The following is a 20,501-nucleotide window of genomic DNA, read 5'->3' as shown; positions in this document are numbered from 1 at the left end:
CGGTTTATTGCGGCTTAGTTGCGTGGCCGGGGCAGGAAGGAATGCGAAGGTAGGGAAGATGCAGAGGGAGTGACCGAGAAGAGTAAAAAGCAATATCTTGGTGAAGATATTAATCAGAACGCCCTAACAGGCATCTATCTTCTGGTGGTGATGTATTATTCTTTCTCCAAGGCTATGATTGTGGGTGCTCTGTTATGGGGTAGCTGTGGTACATATTCGGCACTTGCCCAGACGGCAGATAAGGCGCTAATAGTTGCGCAACAGCAATTACTACGGCAGGAATATGCCGCCGCCAGCGCTACGTACCAGCAAGCCCTAAAGCAGCAATCAGGTGCCGCTCACGACTATTACTTCGCAGCCCAAGCCGCCGCCAAAAACCACGAGGCCAAAGCAGCGCTTGAGTTGTTGGGCCAAGCAGTATCCAAAGGCTTCTTTCGGGAGCAAGAACTCCAAGGCACTGCCGCCTTCGCGAGCCTTACCACACAACGTGACTGGACGAAAATTCTCGCCGCCGCTCGTCAGAAGCAACGGAAGCACGAAGCAGGCTTCAATCAGCCGCTAGTAAGGCTGCTGGAGAAAATGCATTATCAAGACCAGCATTACCGCGTAGTTGCCGAGGAGGCAGACCGCCAATATGGAGTAAATTCACGCGCTGCTCAGGAGGCTATGGCTCAGCAAGGTGCGCTTGATCCGCTCCTCATTCGCCAGGCTGATAGCTTACTTACGCGTAACGGCTACCCAGGCAAAGCGCAGGTAGGGGAGTATCAGAAAGGAGTAGTATTCTTTATCATTCAGCATACTCCAGACGAAAAGTACCTGCCCTTATTGACCGCGGCAGCTGACCGGGGCGATATATCTTGGTCGGCGCTGGCACTGTTAGTTGACCGGCTGAAAACAGAGAAAGGAGAGAAGCAGGTCTACGGGTCTCAGTCTCATTTCTGGCCTGATGGTCGCAAGCAGTTGTATCCTATCGAGGACGAGCCTAACGTAAATCTGCGGCGAGCTAAAGTAGGAATGGTACCACTGGAGCTCTATCTGCAACAGCATGGTATTACGTACCAGGTGCCTACGGCTGCGCATAACCCAAACCCGCCAGAGCTGTACGTGTCGCCTCAAGCCAGGGAAGAGTATAAGTCACCGGTAGAGCTAATTGGAAGCTACGAGGAATTGTGCACTCGACTTACCTATCCTGCGCAAGCCAGGAAGAATAAAGTGACTGGCGATGTAGTTCTGCAAATGGTCATTGACCCGCAAGGCGTACCACAAAAGGTGCTCGTGGTAAAAGGGTTGGGGAGCGGCTGCGATGAAGAAGCCCAACGTGTTATGCGCACCGCTCGCTTCACTAACTCGAGCGGTGAGGACCACGAGATTCGGATGAGCCTGCCGTTTTCCTATGATAAAGCTACCGCGGGTTCGGGCAAGTAATCAGTATAAGGATAGGACTGGCCTAGTTTACCGTCATCAACTCTTGGCTCTCCAGCATCCGCACGGGAGAAATAACTTTTTCATTTAGCGGAATACGCTTGCCGTAGCGCTCCTGCAGCTTGGCTTGCACGGCGGGGTGGCCTAGGTCGAACTCGCGTAGCGTCTGCAGCTTTCCAATTTCGCGGCCGGTTGCTTGCTGGTACATCTTCCAAAGCAGCTCGGAGCAGTAAATACGATCATCAGACCAGCCGAAATAGAGGTCATAGTTCTTGCCGCGGTACTGTTCACCAGCGGCTTGTAAGCGTTATAGTGCTGCGGGTGTTAGCACGGTTTCGGCATCGCGCAGGCGCTTTACTACCACTTTACCATCTTTGCCGCGCGCAGCCCAGGTCGCCAGGGACGTTTCGCTCACAGGCTGTACGGCCTCAAACACGCGCCACTCGCCCTCTTTCCGAAACAGAATACCGCAGTGGCTGTAGGGTGAGTGCGTGGCGAGCTGAATAGCCTGGCTCTGGGCCGATTGGGAGGTTTGGAAAACCAAGTCGCCGTTGCGAAGCTTGGGTGCCAGTTGGATCACCATTGTCTGGGCCGCTTGCGTTTGCTGATAGCGAGCCAGCCGGCGGTGCAGGCGCGGGTAGGCCACTAGTGATGCGGTGAGTAGCAGAAACAGAGAGAGCAGAACGAAGGGCCGGGACATAAGTAGGATAGGAAATAGGTAAAGTTATAATTGACAAAGAAAATGACAATTCCAATGACGAAGATCAATGGTTGATGCTAATTGTGGTCATAGAAATAGAGTGCCAGAACCCCAACATTTGCTGTCGCAATCATAGTCTGGCGTTCAGGTCTTATTTCTCTTTCAGCTTACAATGGCGTATACTTTAAACAACCCCGCAGGCAAAGTAGTAGATGGTATCATCAAAGACTTGTCTAACCTACTGGCCGTGGCCGTCGTAGATATTAACTCGGGCATGAGCTTGGCTTCACACTCTAACTCGCCCACTATTAACCCCGACACGGCAGCGGCTTACAATACCGAAGTAGTAAAGCAGAAGCAAAAGGCCATGTCGGCCCTGAAGCTGCAAGGCGAAACCATCGACGACATTCTGGTCACGATGTCGAATCAGTTGCACTTGCTGAAGCTGACAGATGCTGGTACCAAATTCATTTATCTGGTGGTGAATGCGCGGGATACCAACCTCGCCATTGCACGCGAGGTGCTGCGCAGCCACGTTGCGCAGCTAAACTAAGGCGCTACTGCACCACAAACAACAATGCCGAGCCTGCACAGGCTCGGCATTGTTGTTTGTAAGTTTATAAGGGGGTGGCCTAGGTCAGCATGCCACCGTCTACCTGCAGCACTTGGCCGCTGATATAGCTGCTGTCGTCGGAGGCGAGGAAGGCAGTGGCTTTGGCCACGTCTTCGGGGGTGCCGCCGCGGCGCAGCGGAATAGCCTTGCGCCACTCATCAACCTGCTTGGGGTCGAGGGCACCCGTCATTTCGGTTTCAATGAAGCCCGGCGCAATGGCGTTGCAGCGGATATTACGCGAACCTAGCTCCAGAGCTACCGACTTCGTGAAGCCGATAATACCAGCTTTGGAAGCTGCGTAGTTGGCCTGGCCAGCGTTGCCTTTGATGCCTACTACGGAGGTCATGTTGATGATGCTGCCGGCTTTGGCGCGCATCATGGGCTTGGTAGCGGCTTTAGTCAGGTTAAACACCGACTTCAGGTTCACGTCGATTACCTGGTCCCACTGCTGCTCGCTCATGCGCATGAGTAGGCCGTCCTGGGTGATACCGGCGTTGTTCACCAGCACATCCAGCTTGCCGAACTCGGTTACTACATCTTCCACCAGCTTCTCCGCCTCGGCGTAGATAGAGGCATCGGAGCGGAAACCTTTTACTTTGGTGCCGTGGGCAGCCAGCTCTTGTTCAAGCTGTTGGCCTTTTTCTACGCTGGAGAGGTAGGTGAAAGCCACCTGAGCGCCCTGTTGGGCGAAATACACCGCAATGGCGCGGCCGATTCCTTTAGAAGCACCCGTAATCAGGGCCACTTTTCCTTCGAGCAGTTTCGTCATGGAGGCGAAGGTAACAACGAAAGCCTATAGGCCACTCAGGTAGTCAAAGTGGAAATTACGTGCTCAATGAGGGCTAGGCCGTCTGGCCTACATCAGCTTTAGCCAGTTCGTCGCCATCTCTTGGCTATCGAAGGCCAGCACAATGGGGCGGGTGGTATGTTGCAGAGAGAGGTCGGCGGAGAGGCGGCTATACACGTTGGGCGAGTACACCCAGGCGAAATACTCCAAGCCTGCTTCCGCCATAAGTGGAAACCACGTGGCGCCCACCCATTCCGAGGCATCGCTCCACATGCTCGTGACTTTCGTATTGTCGTTGAGGACTTTAGAACACCGCTCATTGCGCAGCAGATCGAGCATGCGCAGGCAGCCCCCTTGCACAGAATCGAGGCTTTGGTCGCCCGTCCAGTCGGCGTACAGCCAATCGTGATGGTAGTCGTAGAAAATTGAAATAGTAGAATCTTGGTGCAGTAGGCGTAGGGGCATAGAACGGGAGCAAGGAAGAAATAGAGAGCAAAGTTATGGCACCTTATGCAGCAGTATGCTAGCAAAAGGAACTACAAACCATCTTAGTAAAGAAGCTGGTAGAAACGTGTAATTCCGCCGTAGGTTGCCGTTACGCCTCGTTATCTGTGGTTGCTATGGACTTATATAACGGATAGGAGGTTGTGGTTACTGTTAATACATGGGGCTAGGCCACGCTGATCTTGCCGCCGGCATCTGCTGGGCTGGTAGGCTGGCCTACGGTTTCTGGCTTGTATCTTCGCCGCCAGTCTATGCCTGACACTGCAATCTGTATTCTGGGTGCCGGCCCTGGCGGCGCCACGGCGGCGCTTCACCTAGCCAATGCTGGCCACCGCTGCCTGCTCCTCGACCGCGCCACCTTCCCCCGCGACAAAGTGTGCGGCGATGCGCTCAGCGGAAAAGTCATCAATGAGCTTCGCCGAATAGGAGAGGAGTTGCCCGACCGCCTAGCCGCCGAGCCCATTCAGCTGCCTAGTTGGGGCATTGATTTCTATGCTCCTAATGGTCGCCGGCTAGCCGTGCCATTTAAGCCCAAGTACAACGCCGCTACCGACCGCTCAGCCGGCCACATCAGCAAGCGAATTCACTTCGATAACTTTCTGATTGAAGAAGTGCGGCGCCGGCCCGAAATAGATTTCCGCGAAAACGTAGACGTAGCCCGGCACGAACAGCTGCCCGATGGACGCTGGCGCCTGCTAGGCCAGTCGGGCGAGGAGCTTGCTGTGGTCAAGCTACTGTTAGTGGCTAACGGGGCACAATCTAGCTTTGCGCGGCTGGTTGGCGGCCACGAGCTAGAGCCTGCCCACCACTGCGCCGGCCTGCGGGCTTACTACCGCGGCGTAACTGGCCTACACCCCGATAATTTCATTGAGCTGCATTTCATCAAAGATTTTCTACCCGGCTACCTGTGGGTGTTTCCGCTGCCCAATGGGGAGGCCAATGTGGGCGTAGGCATGCTTACGGAAGCTGTATCCAAAAAGAAAGTGAAGCTGCGGGAGCGGCTAGAGGAAATGCTGCACACCCACCCAGCCCTTAAAGAACGTTTTGCTACCGCAGAGCGCCTGGGCCCCGTGCGCGGCTTTGGGCTGCCGCTAGGCTCCAAGCGTAGGCCACTCTCGGGCGCCGGCTACCTGCTGCTCGGCGACGCGGGCTCCCTCATCGATCCATTCTCCGGCGAAGGCATCAGCCACGCCATGGTTTCCGGCCGCCACGCCGCCGACTGGGCCGGTAGGGCTTTCGAGGCGCAAAACTTCACACCGGAGTTTCTGAAGGGCTACGATGGCGCCGTGTATAACCGCTTGTGGCAGGAGCTGCGCCTAAGCCGTGGTATGCAGCGCCTGCTCAACTATCCGTGGCTGTTCAACTTTGTGGCCAACCGCGCCGCCAATAATCCCACGCTAGCTGAAACCATCAGCAACATGTTTCTGGACCTAGACCTGCGCGAGCGGCTCCGCAAGCCCAGTTTCTACGTGAAATTGCTGCTGGGGAAGTAGGTGAGGTTATGTGGTGACGAGGTAATTGAGGTATGAAGCAAAAAGCACGTCATCCTGAGTGCAGCGAAGGATCTTATCACGGTCGAACAAACCGGTCTAGGCCAGTTGTTCTCGCGTGATAAGATCCTTCCTTCGTCAGGATGACGTGCGAGGATGTATACTCAATCGCTAAATCACCTATTTCCCCGCGTAGCGGCGCAGGCTCTTGGCGGCATCGGGGTTGAGCTGGGCGGCTTTTTCCAGGTCGGCGCGGGCCTCGTTGGGCTTATTGATGGAGGAGTAGCTGATGCCGCGGTATTCATAGGCATCAGCGTAGTTAGAGTCGAGGGCCAGGGCTTTGGTGAAGTCCGGGATGGCGCTCTTGAAGTTGAACATCTGCATCTTGGCCGCGCCTCGGCCAAAGTAGGCCTCCTTGTCTTCGGGGTTATACTTAATGGCTTTGGTAAAATCGGAGACAGAGGGCGCGTACTGCTTTAGTTTGAGGCGGTTGAGGCCCCGGTTATAGTAGGCCTCGGCATTAGTAGGCTTCAGGCGCAGTGCGGCGTTGTAATCCGTAATAGCATCGGCGTAGTCCTTCAGGTGGCTTTTGGCCTTGGCCCGAGTCAGGAGTGCATCAAAGTTGCGGGGCGTACTTTTCAGGATGGCATCTGCTGACCGGATTTCGGCTTTATAATCGGTAGTTGTTTTACGAGCAGCGGCTTCTACCGCAGTGGGAGTAGCGGGCGCCACTGAAGCGGCTACAATAGTGGAGGCAGTGCCAGCCGTATCGGCGGCGCGGGCAATGGCCGTTTCGCGGTTGATGTTGCGGGCCGCAGAGGTAGTGGGCCGTTCCGCTTCGGTAGTTCGGGCACACTCGGTTGTCAACAAGAGAGTGGCAAGAGATAAAAGAGGAAGTATCGGTAATTTCATCGGAAGTGGCAGAGTGAGAAGGCGCTGGGGAAATTGGTTTTCCTCCGCATACGGCCCCTTGTACGCGCAGAGCAAGGCGAAGGCTGAACAGTAGGCCATAATTTTATAGCCCTAGGCCAGCAGGGAAAGCGGCGGGTAGGTGTGGAGTTGCGTAGCGTGCCTATCTTTGCCCGACCGCGTCCGAACCCTTAGGAACGGCGGGGTGTTTTCCCTTCCAAACCTTCAACCTGTACAACATGGCATTGCAATACGACCTGGTCGTTGTCGGCAGCGGCCCCGGCGGCTACGTAGCCGCTATCCGGGCTTCGCAGCTTGGTCTGAAAGTAGGCGTGGTAGAGCGCGAGTCGCTCGGTGGTATCTGCCTCAACTGGGGCTGTATCCCAACCAAAGCCCTGCTCAAGAGCGCCCAGGTATTCGAATATCTCAACCACGCCGGCGACTACGGTCTGAAGGCGGACGGAGTGGGCTACGACTTTAATGCCGTAATCCAGCGCAGCCGCGGCGTCGCCGACGGCATGAGCAAAGGCATCAACTTCCTGTTCAAGAAGAACAAAATCGACGTGGTATCCGGCACCGGCAAGCTGACGGCGCCCGGCAAGGTGGAAGTGACCAAGCAAGACGGCTCGAAAGAAACCGTAGAGGCGAAGTCCATCATCCTGGCTACCGGCGCCCGCTCGCGCGAGCTGCCTGCACTGCCCATCGACGGCAAGAAAATCATCGGCTACCGCCAGGCTATGGTGCTGCCCCAGCTGCCTAAGCGCCTCGTAGTAGTAGGCTCCGGCGCCATCGGCGTGGAGTTTGCCTACTTCTACCGCACCATGGGCTCTGAGGTGACGGTGGTAGAGTACCTGCCCCGCATTGTGCCCGTGGAGGACGAGGAAGTATCGCGCCAGATGGAGAAATCCTTCAAGAAAATTGGCGTGAACGTGCTCACCAGCGCCGAAGTAACCAAAGTGGACACCAGCGGCGAAGGCTGCACCGTGACCATCAAAACCGCTAAAGGCGACCAGCAAATTGCCTGCGACGTGGTGCTTTCAGCAGCTGGCGTAGTAACCAACCTGGAGAACCTCGGCTTGGAAGAGCTGGGCATCAAGGTGGAAAAAGGCCGCGTGATTGTGGACAACTACTACCAGACCAACGTGCCCGGCGTGTACGCCATCGGCGACATCGTGCCCGGCCCGGCATTGGCTCACGTAGCCTCGGCCGAGGGTATCATCTGCGTGGAGAAAATTGCCGGCCACCATCCCGAGCCGCTCAACTACCAGAACATTCCCGGCTGCACCTACGCCTCGCCGGAAATTGCCTCGGTAGGCCTCACCGAAGAAGAAGCCAAGAAACAAGGCTACGATATTCTGGTGGGCAAATTCCCCTTCTCGGCCTCGGGCAAAGCTTCTGCCGGCGGCGTGAAAGACGGCTTCGTGAAGGTGATCTTCGATAAGAAGTACGGCGAGTGGTTGGGCGCCCACATGATTGGTTCCAACGTGACGGAAATGATTGCCGAGGTAGTGGTTGCGCGTAAGCTCGAAACCACCGGCCACGAAATCATCAAGTCGGTGCACCCGCACCCCACCATGTCGGAAGCTATTATGGAAGCTGCCGCCGCGGCGTATGGCGAGGTAATTCACCTCTAGGCCACCTTACTCTTGGCAAAAGAAAAGCCTCGTTCGGTCAGCCGAACGGGGCTTTTTTGCGTTATTGAGCTAACGCTTTCAGTCTTGGCTTAGCCATGAATTCTGCTAGTCTCCGCCCTCTATAATCCTCTCTTTCTAATGGCTTCTATTACCTATCGTACTCTCTTTATCGTGCTGCTGGCTGGTATGGGCATTGTGTTGCTGGCAGGGATCCTTAAATCCAACCACATGGCGGGCGCCGACATAGTAGTTATTCTAGGCCTAGCGATTCAAGCCGTGGCCGGCATTATGATGGTCTGGAAGTTTGCCAGCCGTTTGGATAAGTCGGAGTAAGTTTTAGAAGAGAAGTGGCCTAGTTATAGCGCTATTGCCGCGCATTGTTTGAGTGTAATCTCCAGTATTCTATTTGCCACCAACCGGTGAAATAGGGAAGTGTGAAATAAGCCTAAGTAGGATATTTTTTCGGGGGAGGAGTGTTCATATGGTCATTCCCACCTGTGCTCTATTTTACTATATGCCTACTTCTCATTCTGTTGCTGAAGAGCCGTTGCTCGATGTATTAATTGTTGGCGCTGGACTGTCTGGTATTGGTGCTGCCTATGCCTTGCAGGAGCGGTGCCCTGGTAAGCGTTACGCAATTTTAGAAGCGCGCGAAGCGGTGGGCGGTACGTGGGACTTATTCCGCTACCCCGGCATCCGCTCCGACTCTGATATGTACACGTTGGGTTACGGCTTCAAGCCCTGGAAAAACCCCAAAGCCATTGCCGACGGCCCAGCTATCCGAAGCTACATTGAGGAAACGGCGCGGGAAAGCGGCATACTGCAGCACATCCGCTTTGGGCATGAGGTGGTGGGAGCCACCTGGTCGAGCCAGGAGGCGTACTGGACGGTGGAGGCAAAGCACCGGCCTACGGGTAGCTCTCGGACCTTGCGGGCGCGCTTTCTGTATGTGTGCAGCGGCTACTACAGCTATGAAGAGGCTCACCGCCCCGAATTTCCGGGTGAGGAGGAGTTTCAAGGTACCGTGGCGTTGCCTCAGTTCTGGCCCGAGGAGTTAGACTACTCCGGCAAGCGCGTAGTGGTAGTAGGCAGCGGCGCTACGGCCGTAACACTGGTACCAGCCATGGCTCAGTCGGCGGCGCACGTAACCATGCTGCAACGCACCCCATCTTACATTGTGGCTCGCCCCTCAGAAGATGCTATTGCGGCCAAGCTGCGGCGGTATTTGCCGGCTCGACTGGCCTACCGGGCTACCCGCTGGAAAAACGTGCTGCAAAGCATCGTGCTCTACCGGATAGCGCGCAGCAAACCAGAGCTAGCCAAGAAGCAGATTGTGCAGCTGGCCCAGCGGCAACTGGGCCCCAGTTACGATGTAGGCACGCACTTTACACCGAGCTACAAACCCTGGGACCAGCGCGTATGTGTGGTGCCCGATGGCGACTTATTTCAGGCAGTGCGGGAAGAAAAGGCTACCGTAGTAACCGATGAAATTGAGGGCTTTACTGCCACTGGCCTACGGCTGAAGTCGGGCCAGGAACTCCCGGCTGATGTAGTAGTACTGGCTACAGGCCTGAAGATTAAGCTCCTAGGTGGGATGAAATTAAACATCGATGGCCGTCAGGTAGAACCGCACCAGACGATGGCCTACAAGGGCATGATGCTCAGTGATGTGCCGAACTTTGCCATGGCATTTGGCTACACCAACGCCTCCTGGACGCTCAAAGCCGACCTTACCGCGGGGTACGTTTGCCGGTTGCTGCGCTACATGGACCGCCATCACATTGACATTGCCGTGTCGCGCAAAGATGAACAGGTGGAGCCAGAGCCTTTTCTCAGCTTCACCTCCGGCTACGTGCAGCGTGCCCAGGATATTTTGCCCAAACAAGGCTCACGGCGGCCCTGGCAGGTGTACCAGAACTACCTGCAAGACCTTTTAACTATCCGCTATGGTCGCATTGCCGATGGAGTCATGTGCTTCGGGCCCAAAGGAGTGATGCCATGAAGCTGAAAGACCGGGTAGCCCTCATCACCGGGAGTGGAGGCGGTATCGGCCGGGCTATAGCATTGGTGCTGTCGCGGCGGGGCTGCCATCTGGCCTTAGTCGATATCAACGAGGAAGCCTTACTGCAAACCGCAGAGCAGGCGCAACTGCTGGGCGTGCAAGTCACCACGCACCCGCTAGACGTAGCCGACCGGGAGGCTATCCGCCAGTTACCCGCTGCGGTGCACGCAGCGCACGGGCGGCTGGATGTGCTCATCAACAACGCCGGCGTGGCGCTGGGCGGCACGTTTGAGCAGGTAAGCGAAGCTGATTTCGACTGGCTGATGGAAATTAACTTCCACGCGGTGGTGCGCCTGACGCGGGCCTGCTTGCCTCTGCTGCACCAGAGCGACAACGCCCAAATCGTGAATATGTCTAGCCTGTACGGGCTGATTTCGCCGCCCGGCCAAACGGCGTATTCGGCTAGCAAGTTTGCCGTTCGTGGGTTCTCCAATGCCCTACGGCACGAGCTGGAGGGCACCCCTATTGGTGTGAGTGTGGTGCACCCAGGCGGAGTGGCGACTGCTATTGCCAAAAGCGCCCGAGTGCCGGGCAGCGTATCGGCTAAGGAAATAGAGGAGGAGCGCAGCCGCCACGAAAAGATGCTGCGTATGACGCCCGAAAAAGCCGGTGAAATCATCGTAAGAGGCCTAGAGCAGCGGCAGGCCCGTATTTTAGTCGGGGCTGATGCCAAAGCCGTGGCACTACTAGAGCGTTTACTGCCGGTGCGCTACTGGAGTATCCTGAAGCAGGCTTTTCGGAATTGAGCAACTGGCCTAGAACGCTGTAGAGACGCGACACTTCGCGTCTCGGCGTTGCTGATGTTGTTTACTCGGCATCGTTCTAGGCCAGTCGTTCACATGGTGTCGTTAGCGCCGCCGACCTACGGTTCAACGATGAGATGCAAAAATATTGCGCCTCTACATTGTTCTAGGCCAGTTGCTCATGCGCTATCGTTCAACACCAAGACGCGAAGTATCGCGTCTCTACATTGTGCAGCCTAACATTTAGCCACAAAAAAGCCTAGCCGTTAGCAACGGCTAGGCCTCTTGGGCTCAAGGAGAAACTATAGGCCTAGCGGCCGCCGGGAGGGCAGTTTTCTTTGAGGAATTTGGTGTAAGTAGAAGCCAGGTGGCGCGTAGTGCCTTCGCCTTCCGAGATGCCGTGGGTCCGGTTGGGGTAGGTCATCAGCTGGAAAGTTTTGTTGTTTTTTACCAGCTCATTGATCATCTGCTCGGCATTGTTGTAGTGCACGTTGTCGTCGCCGGTGCCGTGGATGAGCAGCAGGTTGCCACGCAGGTTTTTGGCGTGGGCTAGCGGCGAGTTGTCTACGAAATAGTGCTTGTCTTCGGGCAGTAGGCCCATGTAGCGCTCCTGGTAAATGTTGTCGTAGTTGAGCTGGTTATCAACGGCGGCAATGGAGATGCCCGTTTTGTAGATCTGGGGATATTGAAACAGCAGGTTGAGGGTAGAAGACCCCCCGCCGCTCCAGCCCCATACCGCCACGCGGCTGGTATCTACGAAGCTGTTTTTGAGCACCTCCTTGGCGCCCATGGCTTGGTCGCGGATGTTGAGGCTACCGATATTGTGGTAGATGGCCTTGCGGAACTCACGCCCACGCGGAGCCGGCGCACCACGGTTTTCCAGCGAAGCATAGATGTAGCCATCATCGGCCATGCTGCCTTGGTAGAGGCGATTGAAGCCAGTCCCGAAGCGGTCCGTCACGGTTTGGCTGGCGGGCTCTCCGTACACGTAGAACACGATGGGGTACTTCTTAGCTGGGTCGAAGTTGGTGGGCTTCACCATCCAGCCATCCAGAGTCACGCCATCAGCGGTTTTCACCTGGAAGAACTCCACTTTCGGCAGCTTCATGCTCTTGGCCTGGGCGGGCGTTTCGCCGCCGTTCAGGCGCTGGTGAGCGGGTAAGGAAACTACGTCGGCTACCGGAAAAACGGTGCTGCTGGAGTAGTTGTGCAGGGCAATCTTACCGTTCGGTGAGATGTCGTAGCTGTGCGAGCCGGCCAGGCTTTGGGGCGTCACGCGGGTGGCTTTGCCGCCCTTCAAGGGTACCTGGTACAGGTAGCTTTGGGTGGCATTGGTGGGGGAGGCCATGAAGTAAATAGTGCCGGCCTTCTCATCAATGTTCTCGATGCTAATAACGTCGTAGTCGCCCTTGGTCAGCAGCGTGGTTTTGCCTTTGCGGTCGATGTTGTACAGGTGGCGCCAGCCATCCTTCTCGCTCGACCACACGAAGCTCTTGCCGCCGTTGATCCAGTTCCAGCCCACGGCACCTTCTTTGGCGTCAATCCAGGCCTTATCGGTTTCGCTGTAGAGCGGGCGCACGGCACCGCTGGAGGCAGTAGCCATCATCAGCTTGCTTTCGTTCTGGCGGCGGTTCAGCTGCTGCAGAATCAACTCGTCGTTGCCGGCCCACTCCATGCGCGGAATGTAGTGCTGCACGGCGTCGCCGGGCACTTCCATCCACTTGGTAGCGCCACCCGCCACGGGCACTACGCCTACGCGGCAGCGGCTAGGGTCTTCGCCTACTACGGGGTACTCCACGGGCACCGTAAAGGGGTAGAGGGCGTCGGTGGTGTTCAGCATCAAGTAGTTGCGGGTCTTGGTAGCATCAAGCTGCCAGTAGGCCAGCTTCTGCCCGTCGGGGCTCCAGCGAAAACCGTCGCGGCAGTCCAGCTCCTCTTCGTACACCCAATCAAAGGTGCCGTTGATGAGGCCCGTGGTGCCATCAGTGGTGAGCGGGGTGATGGTGTTATCGGCCAGGTTCTCCACATACAGGTTGTGCTCGCTCACGTAGGCCACCTTGCTGCCGTCGGGCGAGAACTTGGCAAACATCAACGACGACTCCGGGCGGCCTTTGCCCAGCTGCGTCAGCTTCTTGCCATCGAGATTATACACCCAGTAGTCGCCGCGGGTATCGTAGCGCCACACTTTCTTGGTGTTGGTGTTGAGCAGCACCTGGCGGCCATTGTCGGAGAAGGCAAAGCGCCGCACTTTCAGGGGCGCCGACTGCCCGGCGGGCGTCAGCTGCTCTTTGCTGATGAGGGTGACGGACTTGCTGGGGTCGCGGGCGTCGAGCTGCACGATTTCGTCGTTCTGCGTCCGCATGTAGCCGTAGCCATCTTTGGTCCATTGGGTGCCCGGACCTACTTGTGCCAGCGTGGCGGAAGCTCCCGTTAACAGAAGGAAAGCAACCATGCCGAGCCGGCGAACTGCGTGTTGTAGCATGTGGGAAAAGAAGGGTTTGAAAGCTGAAATTACAGTTTGTAGGCCGAAGCTGAAATAAGCCGCAAGGAGCGAGGGTGTTGCGGGGCCGGCAGCAAGGCTCAACTGTGTTGTGTAGACACCGCTAGGCCGCTAGCGTTGCAGGAAAGCTGAAGCAGTTATCTGATTTTCTCCAAGACCAGGCCTAGCCAGCACCCCTAGGCCACTAATCCTGCACCGACTCCAAGGGCACGGCCGAGGCTACTGGTTGGGCCTTGGGCTTGCGGCTAACCAAGAATACCCCACCAAAAATCAGCAGCGCCTGTAGCGCCTTGGCAGGGGTGAGCGTGTCTTTGCCCAGGCTCACGGCAATAAGCACGGCCAGCGCCGGCTGCAGGTAAATGTAGGCCCCCAGCAACGAGGGCGAGGCGTATTTCAAAGCCCAGTTATTGAGCAAGTAAGCCATGATGGTAAGACAAATGACCATGTAGCCAATGGCCAGCCAGATGCTCGGGGGAAAATTGGCATAGTCGGGCTGTTGCACCTGCTGCCAGCCAGCGGGCACGGCCAGTACAGCCCCTACCAGAAAAATGCGGGCCAGCACCGTGAACGGGTGGTACTTGCGCATCAGGGGCATCACAATCACGAGGTACACGCCAAAAGCCGTGGCGTTAAGCAAGATGAAGACGTTGCCTAGCATGGTGTCTTGCCCCGGCGTGGTGGCCCCGTGCCCCCGACCTAAAATAATGAGGGCCGCCCCCACGCCCGCTAGGCCTATGCCCAGCAGCCGCGGCAGCGTCAGCCGTTCGCCCAGCAGTACCACCGAAGCCAACACCGTCACAATAGGAGCCACTGTTTGAATGAGAGAGGCATTGATGGGGGAGGTAAGGTTGAGGCCGGAAAAAAACAGGAGCTGGTTCAGGCCGATACCCAAGAGGCCACAGGCAATAGCACGCAGATTATCGGCGCGGCCGATGATACGGTCCTGTGGGGCAACTATCCGGCTCAGGATGCCAAAGAAAAGGGTGGCCCCTACAATCCGCAGCAGTACCAAGCCAAATGGGCCCATGTACCGGGGCATCACATCCTTGGAGATGCTGTAGTTGGCAGCATAAATCAGGGCTACCACAAACAAAGCGGCGTGAACTCGTACAGCATTTTTCATGTGCCGTAAAGGTAGCGCTGGGCCGTGCTTCCACTTTGCGTTTCGTAAAACGATTTCTGGCATGACCCCATCCCTGGCCTACGCTACCTTTGCTTAACACTCTCCTCGCTATGTCAACCGGCTCTCTCTTCGATTCTGACCCTCAACCCGCCTCGCAGCCCGCCGCTTATACTCCCCGGCCGGGTGCGCCGCTGGCGGAACGTATGCGCCCCCGTACTCTCGAAGAGTACGCCGGGCAGCAGCACCTCATTGGGCCTGAGGGGGTGTTGCGGCGCTACCTGAATGCCGGCCGTTTGCCCAGCCTGATCTTGTGGGGCCCACCAGGTGTGGGTAAAACCACGTTGGCCAATCTGCTGGCGCATGAGCTAGGCCAGCCCTTTGCCTCCCTGAGTGCCGTGAATGCGGGCGTGAAGGATGTGCGCGACGTGATTGAGAAGGCCAAGCGCCAGCGCGGCACGGTGCTGTTCATTGATGAGATTCACCGCTTCAGCAAATCACAGCAGGATGCGCTGTTGGGGGCCGTGGAGCAGGGTATAGTCACGCTGATTGGGGCAACTACTGAGAACCCATCTTTCGAGGTGATTCCGGCCGTGCTGAGTCGGGCGCAGGTGTACGTGCTGGAGTCGCTCAGCAAGGAAGTGCTGACTGGCCTGGTAGATAAAGCCCTGGCCGAAGATGAGATTCTCAAGCAGAAAAAAGTGCGCGTAGCGGAATACGGCGCCCTGCTGATGATTTCGGGCGGCGACGCGCGTAAGCTCCTCAACCTACTCGATATTGTGGTAGAGGCCAGCCGCCCCGACCCCAAAACCGGTGAAATCGTCATTACCGACGAAGGCGTGCAGCAGTTGGCCCAACAGCACCTCGCGCGCTATGACAAAGGCGGCGAAATGCACTATGATGTTATTTCGGCCTTCATCAAGAGCATCCGTGGCTCCGACCCCAACGCCGCGCTCTACTACCTGGCCGTGATGCTGGAAGGGGGCGAGGACGTGAAATTCATTGCCCGCCGCCTGCTCATTCTCGCCTCCGAAGACGTAGGCCTAGCTAACCCCAACGCGCTCATTCTGGCGCAAAGCTGCTTCCAGGCCGTCACAGTTATTGGCATGCCAGAGTCAGATATTATTCTGGGGCAGACGGTGGTATACCTCGCTACTTCGCCCAAGAGCAATGCCAGTTATAAGGCTATCCGGGAGGCGCGGGCTCTGGTACGTCAGCAGGGCGTGCAGCCCGTCCCGATTCCGTTGCGCAACGCCCCCACTAAGCTCATGGAGGAACTGGGCTACGGCAACACCTACATGTATTCCCACGACTACGAAGGCAACTTTGCCTATCAGGAATTCATGCCTGAGCAGCTCAGCGGCCGCGTCTTCTACCACCCCGGCCACAATCCCGCCGAAACCAAAGCTCAGGAGCGCCTCCGCCACCTCTGGGGCGAGAAGTACGGGTACTAATGGTGATTGAGTGATTGAGTAAATGAGTGAGTGTTTATACCCTAGCACGTCATCTTGAGTGCAGCAAAGGACCTTACCACGTTAAAACAGATGGCCTAGCGCCTCTTGCTGATGTGTACAGATCCTTCTTGCGTCAGGATGGCGTGCTTTTCACTCTTTCACCCATTACCTCATTCCTGCATCACTCATTCACTCTTTCTTGCCCGTTCAGGCCACAAAAAAGCCGGTTGGTTGAATACCCGGCGGGGCACTTCAAAAGCCTCTACATTTGTTAAGAGACCTAAGTAGCTATTCTTTCTTTTTCAATGAGACAATTTTTTAAATACGTGCTGGCCACTCTCACTGGCCTAGCGCTTTTTGCCGTGTTGGGTTTTCTGCTGCTGATTGGACTGATTGTGAGCTTGGCTTCTTCCGATAAGGAAGTAACCGTGGCCAGCAACTCGGTGCTGGAGCTTACCCTCGACAAGCCCATTGGGGAGCGGGAGTTCAACAACCCGTTCTCTAGCCTCACCGGCGGGCAGAGCAGTTCGATAGGCCTAGACGAGCTGAAAGCCGCCATCCGGCGCGCCAAAGCAGATGACGATATCAAGGGCATCTTCCTGAACCTGGAGTTGGTGCAGGGCGGTATGGCCTCAATGGAAGAAATCCGGCACGAGCTACTCGACTTTAAGAAGTCGGGTAAGTTTATCGTGTCGTACACCGATGCGCAGTCGGAGAAGAGCTACTACTTGGCTTCCGTGGCCGATAAGCTCTACCTGAACCCTCAGGGCACGCTGGAGTTCAATGGCCTCAGCTCCGAGACCATGTACTACAAAAACCTGTTCGACAAGTTGGGCGTGCAGGCCCAAATCTTCCGGGTGGGTTCGTTCAAGAGCGCCGTGGAGCCGTATTTCCGTACCAGCATGTCTGACTCGGCCCGCTTGCAGACGTCTTCTTTCCTGAACTCGATCAACAACGCCATGCTGGCCGACGTATCGGCCGCGCGTAAACTGGCACCGGCCCGCGCTAAGGTTATTTCTGACTCGATGCTGGTGCACAATGCCGACGATGCCAAACGTCTAGGCCTCGTGACAGACCTGGGCTACTACGACCAGGCCACCGACTACATGAAGGGCAAGCTGGGTGTGAAGAAGGATAAGAAGCTCAGCCTCGTTACCCTCAGTGACTATAAAAAGGCCGACGACCAGGACGATGAAGTAAGTGGCAACCGCATTGCCGTAGTTTACGCCGAGGGCGACATTGTAACGGGTAAAGGAGGCAACAACAGCATCGGTAGTACCCGCTTCGCCGAGGCCATCCGCAAAGCCCGCCTCGACGATAAGGTGAAGGCCGTGGTACTGCGCGTAAACTCGCCTGGTGGCTCGTCTCTCGCCTCTGATATCATTTACCGCGAGGTAATGCTGACCAAGAAAGTGAAGCCAATTATTGCCAGCATGTCAGATGTGGCGGCCTCAGGTGGCTACTTCATTGCCATGGGGTGCGATACTATTGTGGCACACCCAACCACCATTACGGGCAGCATTGGTGTATTTGGTGTACTGCCTAACATTGAGCCCCTGCTGCGTGATAAAATCGGCATCACCACTGACCGCGTAACTACCGGCAAGTTCTCCGACTTTCCTACCATCACGCGGGCACTCACGCCGTTTGAGCAGAGCCAGTTCCAGGCCGAAATCAACCGCATTTACGCCGACTTTACTACGAAAGCCGCCGCTGGTCGCCATATGCCAGTAGAGCGCCTGCGCCGCTTGGCTTCGGGCCGGGTTTGGTCGGGCTCGGAGGCGAAAGCCCGCGGTCTGGTTGATGTGCTGGGCTCGTTTGATGATGCCTTGCGCATTGCTGCCCGCCGTGCCAAGCTGAAGGAAGGTGACTACAGCATTCAGCGCCTGCCCCGCCAGAAGTCTTTTGCTGAGTCTCTATTCAGCAGCTTCAGCGATGAAGCCCGTCTGCAGCTAGTAAAGCAGGAAATGGGCCCTATGTACCCCATGTACCAGCAGTACAAAACGCTCACCGAGATGAAAGGCGTACAAGCCCGCATGCCGTTTGAGATGAACATTCAGTAAGCACTGCGCACATAATGAAGAGGACTGCTAGCGTATGCTAGCAGTCCTTTTTTATTTCCGTACTGGCCTAGCAACACCAATTGTAGCTTCCCTACCACTTGGGGGTAGCCTCCCTTTAGAAAAGCACGTAAGTAGCGCTTCCAGATCACCATTCTTTACCACTCTGCCTCAGCTATTGCGTAAGTAGTACCTTGCAACCTAAACTGAACCATACGCATGCAGCAACTCCGCGAAGCCGCCGACTTCCTCCGCCAAACTCTTCAAAATTTTCAGCCCGAAGTAGGCATCATCCTCGGCACTGGCCTAGGCGCGCTGGTAAAGGATGTGGAAGTCTTGCATAGCTTCTCTTACGCTGACATTCCGCATTTCCCCATTTCAACTGTGGAAAGCCACGCGGGTAAGCTGCTAGCCGGTACCCTGGCGGGCAAGCGGGTGCTGGTGATGCACGGCCGCTTCCACTACTACGAGGGCTATACCATGCAGCAGGTGGTATTTCCGGTGCGCGTTATGAAGTTGCTCGGGATTCAGAAGCTGTTCGTGAGCAACGCCGCCGGTGGCCTAGACCCCGACTTCGACTACTCCGACCTGATGCTGATTGAGGACCACCTTAACCTGCAGCCCACGAACCCGCTTATCGGCAAAAACTTCGATGAGCTGGGGCCCCGCTTCCCCGACATGATGGAGCCCTACGACCTTGGGTTGCTCCGATTGGCTGAAGAAGCTGCCCAAGAGCTTGGCCTAGGCCAGTACATGCGCCGTGGGGTATACGCTAGCCTTTCGGGGCCAATGCTGGAAACACCCGCCGAGTACCGCTACCTGCGCACCATTGGGGCCGACGCCGTGGGCATGAGCACCACCCCGGAGGTAATTGCCGCCGTGCAAATGAGCCTGCCCGTGCTAGCCGTATCCGTCATCACCGACCTGGCCTCGCCGGGCAAACTCAAGAAGGTAGATATTGCCGACATCCTGCGTACGGCCGCTGTTGCCGAGCCCCGCCTGACAGCTTTGTTCCGGCGCGTGCTGGAGAAACTGTAAGAAGCGCTCTGCCAGCCTAAGTTTCAAAGGAAAGCCCCTCTGTAGTTCTACAGAGGGGCTTTCCTTTGAAACTTAGGCTAGACAACAGGTGAATAAAATACCTATTGCTTAGCCGTGAACGTGTAATTAGTGGCTTGCCCGTTTTTATCTAGACGGCTGTAGTACAACACTTCAGGGTTAGCTCCTTGCAAGGTGTATTCCTGAGTGTCGCCTTTGTGATCCACTGTATGCAGTGTACTGTTGCGGGTACCCATCAACATCCAAGTGCCTTGGTAGTGTGTTTCATCCGATAGCAGCGTTTGGGTATAGCTTCCATCCGTTTGAAAGCTCAAGCTGAACCGGTCTTTAATATCGTTGCCCTTTACCGTTTGGGTGCTTGTTCTGATCTCTTGTAGCCACCAGGTGCTGGTTTGGGTAAGCTGAGTAGCCGTGAAAGTTGGCAGCGGCGGTGGAGTACACCCACAGCTTGGATCAACGAAATGGTCGCAGCCGGTGGTTAGGCCAGTTAGCGCGAGCAGTAATGCTAGGAAAGGAATAGTAAGCGTACGGGGCATATACAGATGTATGTAGGGATGGATAGATACTAGCAAGAGCTAGCATCCAGCCCAAAGGTTGTATAGCCCAGAAAGTAATTTTCTACTTTAAAATGATGCGCTGGCGCTGGTAATTCAGGATGGTGAAGATGCCAATACCACCCTCAACAGTGCTTCTGATGGCCGAGGGTTGCGCAAAGGGGTTGCCATTGGCATTGCGGGCATCATCAACAGATTGCAGAAACTGGAAGTAAGGACGGTCTAAGTGATACATCGTCACGAAGATGGTGTCATTAGGCGAGAACTGGTAGGAGGTGCCCAGGCTCAGAGGCTGCCCGTTAGACAGTCGGTCTTCAACCGTATACTCCACCTCGGGGTCGGTGGCTACTGAGCGCTTGTGCACTTGGTAGCGGTAGAAATCGACGGTAGCGGCGGGGTCACGAAAGCTGGCTAGCACATAAGCCTTGCGCTGGGCGCCGCTCAGGTCATTAAACTTATACTCTACATTATCCAGAGGCACGGTGGCGGGCATGGTGGCACTGGCGGTTACGCGGCGGCCCTGGGTATCATACACCTCCAGGCGGAACGTATCGCCGGGGCGGGCCGTGATGCGCGTACGGCCCGTGTGGGTGTAGCCCTTGTTGGTGTTTGGGTTGACGGCGGGAGCATACGCGAGGGTATCGCGCCGGCCGTTGGGCATGGTCAGAATTACCTTTACCCCCTTGGGTAACTCCGCATCGGGAGCCGACAAATACGGCACGCTCTCCGTCACCGATACACGAGGCAGGCGGTTGTTTTCCAGATAAGACTCCACCACCAACTGCGCCGGGTAATTGGGCAGCGCTACGTCAATGTCTTTCTGCAGCCCGCAGCTTGCCAGTAAGAGGCTCCCGGTTAAGAGGGCAGCGGGCCTGAGGCGCATTAAGGGACTC

At 56.3% G+C, this 20,501-nt stretch carries 17 protein-coding genes and 1 pseudogene; 10 read left to right on the top strand and 8 right to left on the bottom strand.

What is annotated here, in order from left to right; genetic code table 11:
• Positions 1-150 precede the first annotated feature (150 nt).
• Positions 151-1,425, top strand: a complete 1,275-nt coding sequence (locus EU557_RS02795) for an energy transducer TonB (protein ID WP_135528885.1) — start codon at positions 151-153, stop codon at positions 1,423-1,425.
• Positions 1,426-1,447: 22 nt separating this feature from the next.
• Here EU557_RS02795 and EU557_RS25775 read toward each other — a convergent pair.
• A pseudogene (locus EU557_RS25775) lies at positions 1,448-2,005 on the bottom strand (YiiX family permuted papain-like enzyme).
• Between the two features lie 289 nt (positions 2,006-2,294).
• On the opposite strand from EU557_RS25775, the gene EU557_RS02785 reads away from it, so the two are divergent.
• Positions 2,295-2,675 carry a hypothetical protein gene (locus tag EU557_RS02785; RefSeq protein ID WP_135528884.1) on the top strand — a complete coding sequence of 127 codons (381 nt, stop codon included), beginning with the start codon at positions 2,295-2,297 and terminating at the stop codon, positions 2,673-2,675.
• Between the two features lie 79 nt (positions 2,676-2,754).
• Here the strand turns inward: EU557_RS02785 and fabG are convergent, their stop codons facing one another.
• On the bottom strand, positions 2,755-3,504 hold the full coding sequence (fabG, locus tag EU557_RS02780; protein WP_135528883.1) for a 3-oxoacyl-[acyl-carrier-protein] reductase: 750 nt from the start codon (positions 3,502-3,504) through the stop codon (positions 2,755-2,757).
• 87 nt (positions 3,505-3,591) lie between these two features.
• Positions 3,592-3,987 carry a hypothetical protein gene (locus tag EU557_RS02775; protein WP_135528882.1) on the bottom strand — a complete coding sequence of 132 codons (396 nt, stop codon included), beginning with the start codon at positions 3,985-3,987 and terminating at the stop codon, positions 3,592-3,594.
• Between the two features lie 290 nt (positions 3,988-4,277).
• Between EU557_RS02775 and EU557_RS02770 the strand changes: the two genes are divergently transcribed.
• Positions 4,278-5,519: an NAD(P)/FAD-dependent oxidoreductase gene (locus tag EU557_RS02770; protein ID WP_135528881.1), complete on the top strand. Its 1,242-nt coding sequence runs from the start codon at positions 4,278-4,280 to the stop codon at positions 5,517-5,519.
• Between the two features lie 177 nt (positions 5,520-5,696).
• Here the strand turns inward: EU557_RS02770 and EU557_RS02765 are convergent, their stop codons facing one another.
• Positions 5,697-6,386, bottom strand: coding sequence for a tetratricopeptide repeat protein (locus EU557_RS02765; protein WP_167855066.1), 690 nt, complete (start codon positions 6,384-6,386; stop codon positions 5,697-5,699).
• A 278-nt stretch (positions 6,387-6,664) separates the two neighbouring features.
• Between EU557_RS02765 and lpdA the strand changes: the two genes are divergently transcribed.
• From lpdA to EU557_RS02745, 4 genes are all read left to right on the top strand, one after another.
• Positions 6,665-8,059, top strand: a complete 1,395-nt coding sequence (gene lpdA, locus EU557_RS02760; protein WP_135528879.1) for a dihydrolipoyl dehydrogenase — start codon at positions 6,665-6,667, stop codon at positions 8,057-8,059.
• Between the two features lie 138 nt (positions 8,060-8,197).
• Positions 8,198-8,392, top strand: a complete 195-nt coding sequence (locus EU557_RS02755) for a hypothetical protein (RefSeq protein ID WP_135528878.1) — start codon at positions 8,198-8,200, stop codon at positions 8,390-8,392.
• Positions 8,393-8,573: 181 nt separating this feature from the next.
• Complete coding sequence (locus tag EU557_RS02750) at positions 8,574-10,061, top strand: flavin-containing monooxygenase (RefSeq protein WP_135528877.1); 1,488 nt, start codon at positions 8,574-8,576, stop codon at positions 10,059-10,061.
• Entirely contained in the window at positions 10,058-10,867 is an 810-nt protein-coding gene (locus tag EU557_RS02745; RefSeq protein WP_135528876.1) for an SDR family NAD(P)-dependent oxidoreductase, read from the top strand. The genes EU557_RS02750 and EU557_RS02745 overlap by 4 nt, the downstream gene beginning before the upstream one ends.
• Before the next feature lie 307 nt (positions 10,868-11,174).
• Here the strand turns inward: EU557_RS02745 and EU557_RS02740 are convergent, their stop codons facing one another.
• Both EU557_RS02740 and EU557_RS02735 read right to left on the bottom strand, forming a co-directional pair.
• Positions 11,175-13,346, bottom strand: coding sequence for a S9 family peptidase (locus EU557_RS02740; protein ID WP_245326145.1), 2,172 nt, complete (start codon positions 13,344-13,346; stop codon positions 11,175-11,177).
• Between the two features lie 202 nt (positions 13,347-13,548).
• A complete protein-coding gene (locus EU557_RS02735; protein WP_135528875.1) occupies positions 13,549-14,487 on the bottom strand; it encodes a DMT family transporter in 939 nt (312 codons plus the stop codon).
• 203 nt (positions 14,488-14,690) lie between these two features.
• Here EU557_RS02735 and EU557_RS02730 point away from each other — a divergent pair, with 203 nt between their 5' ends.
• From EU557_RS02730 to EU557_RS02720, 3 genes are all read left to right on the top strand, one after another.
• Complete coding sequence (locus EU557_RS02730; protein WP_245326175.1) at positions 14,691-15,938, top strand: replication-associated recombination protein A; 1,248 nt, start codon at positions 14,691-14,693, stop codon at positions 15,936-15,938.
• A 305-nt stretch (positions 15,939-16,243) separates the two neighbouring features.
• Entirely contained in the window at positions 16,244-18,001 is a 1,758-nt protein-coding gene (sppA, locus tag EU557_RS02725) for a signal peptide peptidase SppA (RefSeq protein ID WP_135528873.1), read from the top strand.
• A gap of 216 nt (positions 18,002-18,217) precedes the next feature.
• Positions 18,218-19,036: a purine-nucleoside phosphorylase gene (locus tag EU557_RS02720; protein WP_135528872.1), complete on the top strand. Its 819-nt coding sequence runs from the start codon at positions 18,218-18,220 to the stop codon at positions 19,034-19,036.
• A gap of 101 nt (positions 19,037-19,137) precedes the next feature.
• Here the strand turns inward: EU557_RS02720 and EU557_RS02715 are convergent, their stop codons facing one another.
• Both EU557_RS02715 and EU557_RS02710 read right to left on the bottom strand, forming a co-directional pair.
• A complete protein-coding gene (locus tag EU557_RS02715) occupies positions 19,138-19,590 on the bottom strand; it encodes a hypothetical protein (RefSeq protein WP_135528871.1) in 453 nt (150 codons plus the stop codon).
• Positions 19,591-19,672: 82 nt separating this feature from the next.
• Positions 19,673-20,491, bottom strand: coding sequence for a DUF4249 domain-containing protein (locus tag EU557_RS02710; RefSeq protein ID WP_167855065.1), 819 nt, complete (start codon positions 20,489-20,491; stop codon positions 19,673-19,675).
• Positions 20,492-20,501: the final 10 nt, after the last annotated feature.

It is taken from the genome of Hymenobacter wooponensis (genome assembly GCF_004745865.1).
Taxonomy (GTDB): Bacteria; Bacteroidota; Bacteroidia; order Cytophagales; family Hymenobacteraceae; genus Hymenobacter; species Hymenobacter wooponensis.
This window is presented reverse-complemented; position numbering and strand designations above follow the sequence as displayed.

Excerpts from the sequence above, each read along its gene's own strand:
- EU557_RS02795 (WP_135528885.1), top strand. The coding sequence starts at position 151 with ATGTATTATTCTTTCTCCAAGGCTATGATTGTGGGTGCTCTGTTATGG.
- EU557_RS02730 (WP_245326175.1), top strand. The coding sequence starts at position 14,691 with ATGCGCCCCCGTACTCTCGAAGAGTACGCCGGGCAGCAGCACCTCATT.
- EU557_RS02715 (WP_135528871.1), bottom strand. The coding sequence starts at position 19,590 with ATGCCCCGTACGCTTACTATTCCTTTCCTAGCATTACTGCTCGCGCTA.
- EU557_RS02740 (WP_245326145.1), bottom strand. The coding sequence starts at position 13,346 with ATGCTACAACACGCAGTTCGCCGGCTCGGCATGGTTGCTTTCCTTCTG.
- lpdA (WP_135528879.1), top strand. The coding sequence starts at position 6,665 with ATGGCATTGCAATACGACCTGGTCGTTGTCGGCAGCGGCCCCGGCGGC.
- EU557_RS02775 (WP_135528882.1), bottom strand. The coding sequence starts at position 3,987 with ATGCCCCTACGCCTACTGCACCAAGATTCTACTATTTCAATTTTCTAC.
- EU557_RS02735 (WP_135528875.1), bottom strand. The coding sequence starts at position 14,487 with ATGAAAAATGCTGTACGAGTTCACGCCGCTTTGTTTGTGGTAGCCCTG.
- EU557_RS02720 (WP_135528872.1), top strand. The coding sequence starts at position 18,218 with ATGCAGCAACTCCGCGAAGCCGCCGACTTCCTCCGCCAAACTCTTCAA.
- EU557_RS02710 (WP_167855065.1), bottom strand. The coding sequence starts at position 20,491 with ATGCGCCTCAGGCCCGCTGCCCTCTTAACCGGGAGCCTCTTACTGGCA.
- fabG (WP_135528883.1), bottom strand. The coding sequence starts at position 3,504 with ATGACGAAACTGCTCGAAGGAAAAGTGGCCCTGATTACGGGTGCTTCT.
- EU557_RS02745 (WP_135528876.1), top strand. The coding sequence starts at position 10,058 with ATGAAGCTGAAAGACCGGGTAGCCCTCATCACCGGGAGTGGAGGCGGT.
- sppA (WP_135528873.1), top strand. The coding sequence starts at position 16,244 with ATGAGACAATTTTTTAAATACGTGCTGGCCACTCTCACTGGCCTAGCG.
- EU557_RS02750 (WP_135528877.1), top strand. The coding sequence starts at position 8,574 with ATGCCTACTTCTCATTCTGTTGCTGAAGAGCCGTTGCTCGATGTATTA.
- EU557_RS02770 (WP_135528881.1), top strand. The coding sequence starts at position 4,278 with ATGCCTGACACTGCAATCTGTATTCTGGGTGCCGGCCCTGGCGGCGCC.
- EU557_RS02755 (WP_135528878.1), top strand. The coding sequence starts at position 8,198 with ATGGCTTCTATTACCTATCGTACTCTCTTTATCGTGCTGCTGGCTGGT.
- EU557_RS02785 (WP_135528884.1), top strand. The coding sequence starts at position 2,295 with ATGGCGTATACTTTAAACAACCCCGCAGGCAAAGTAGTAGATGGTATC.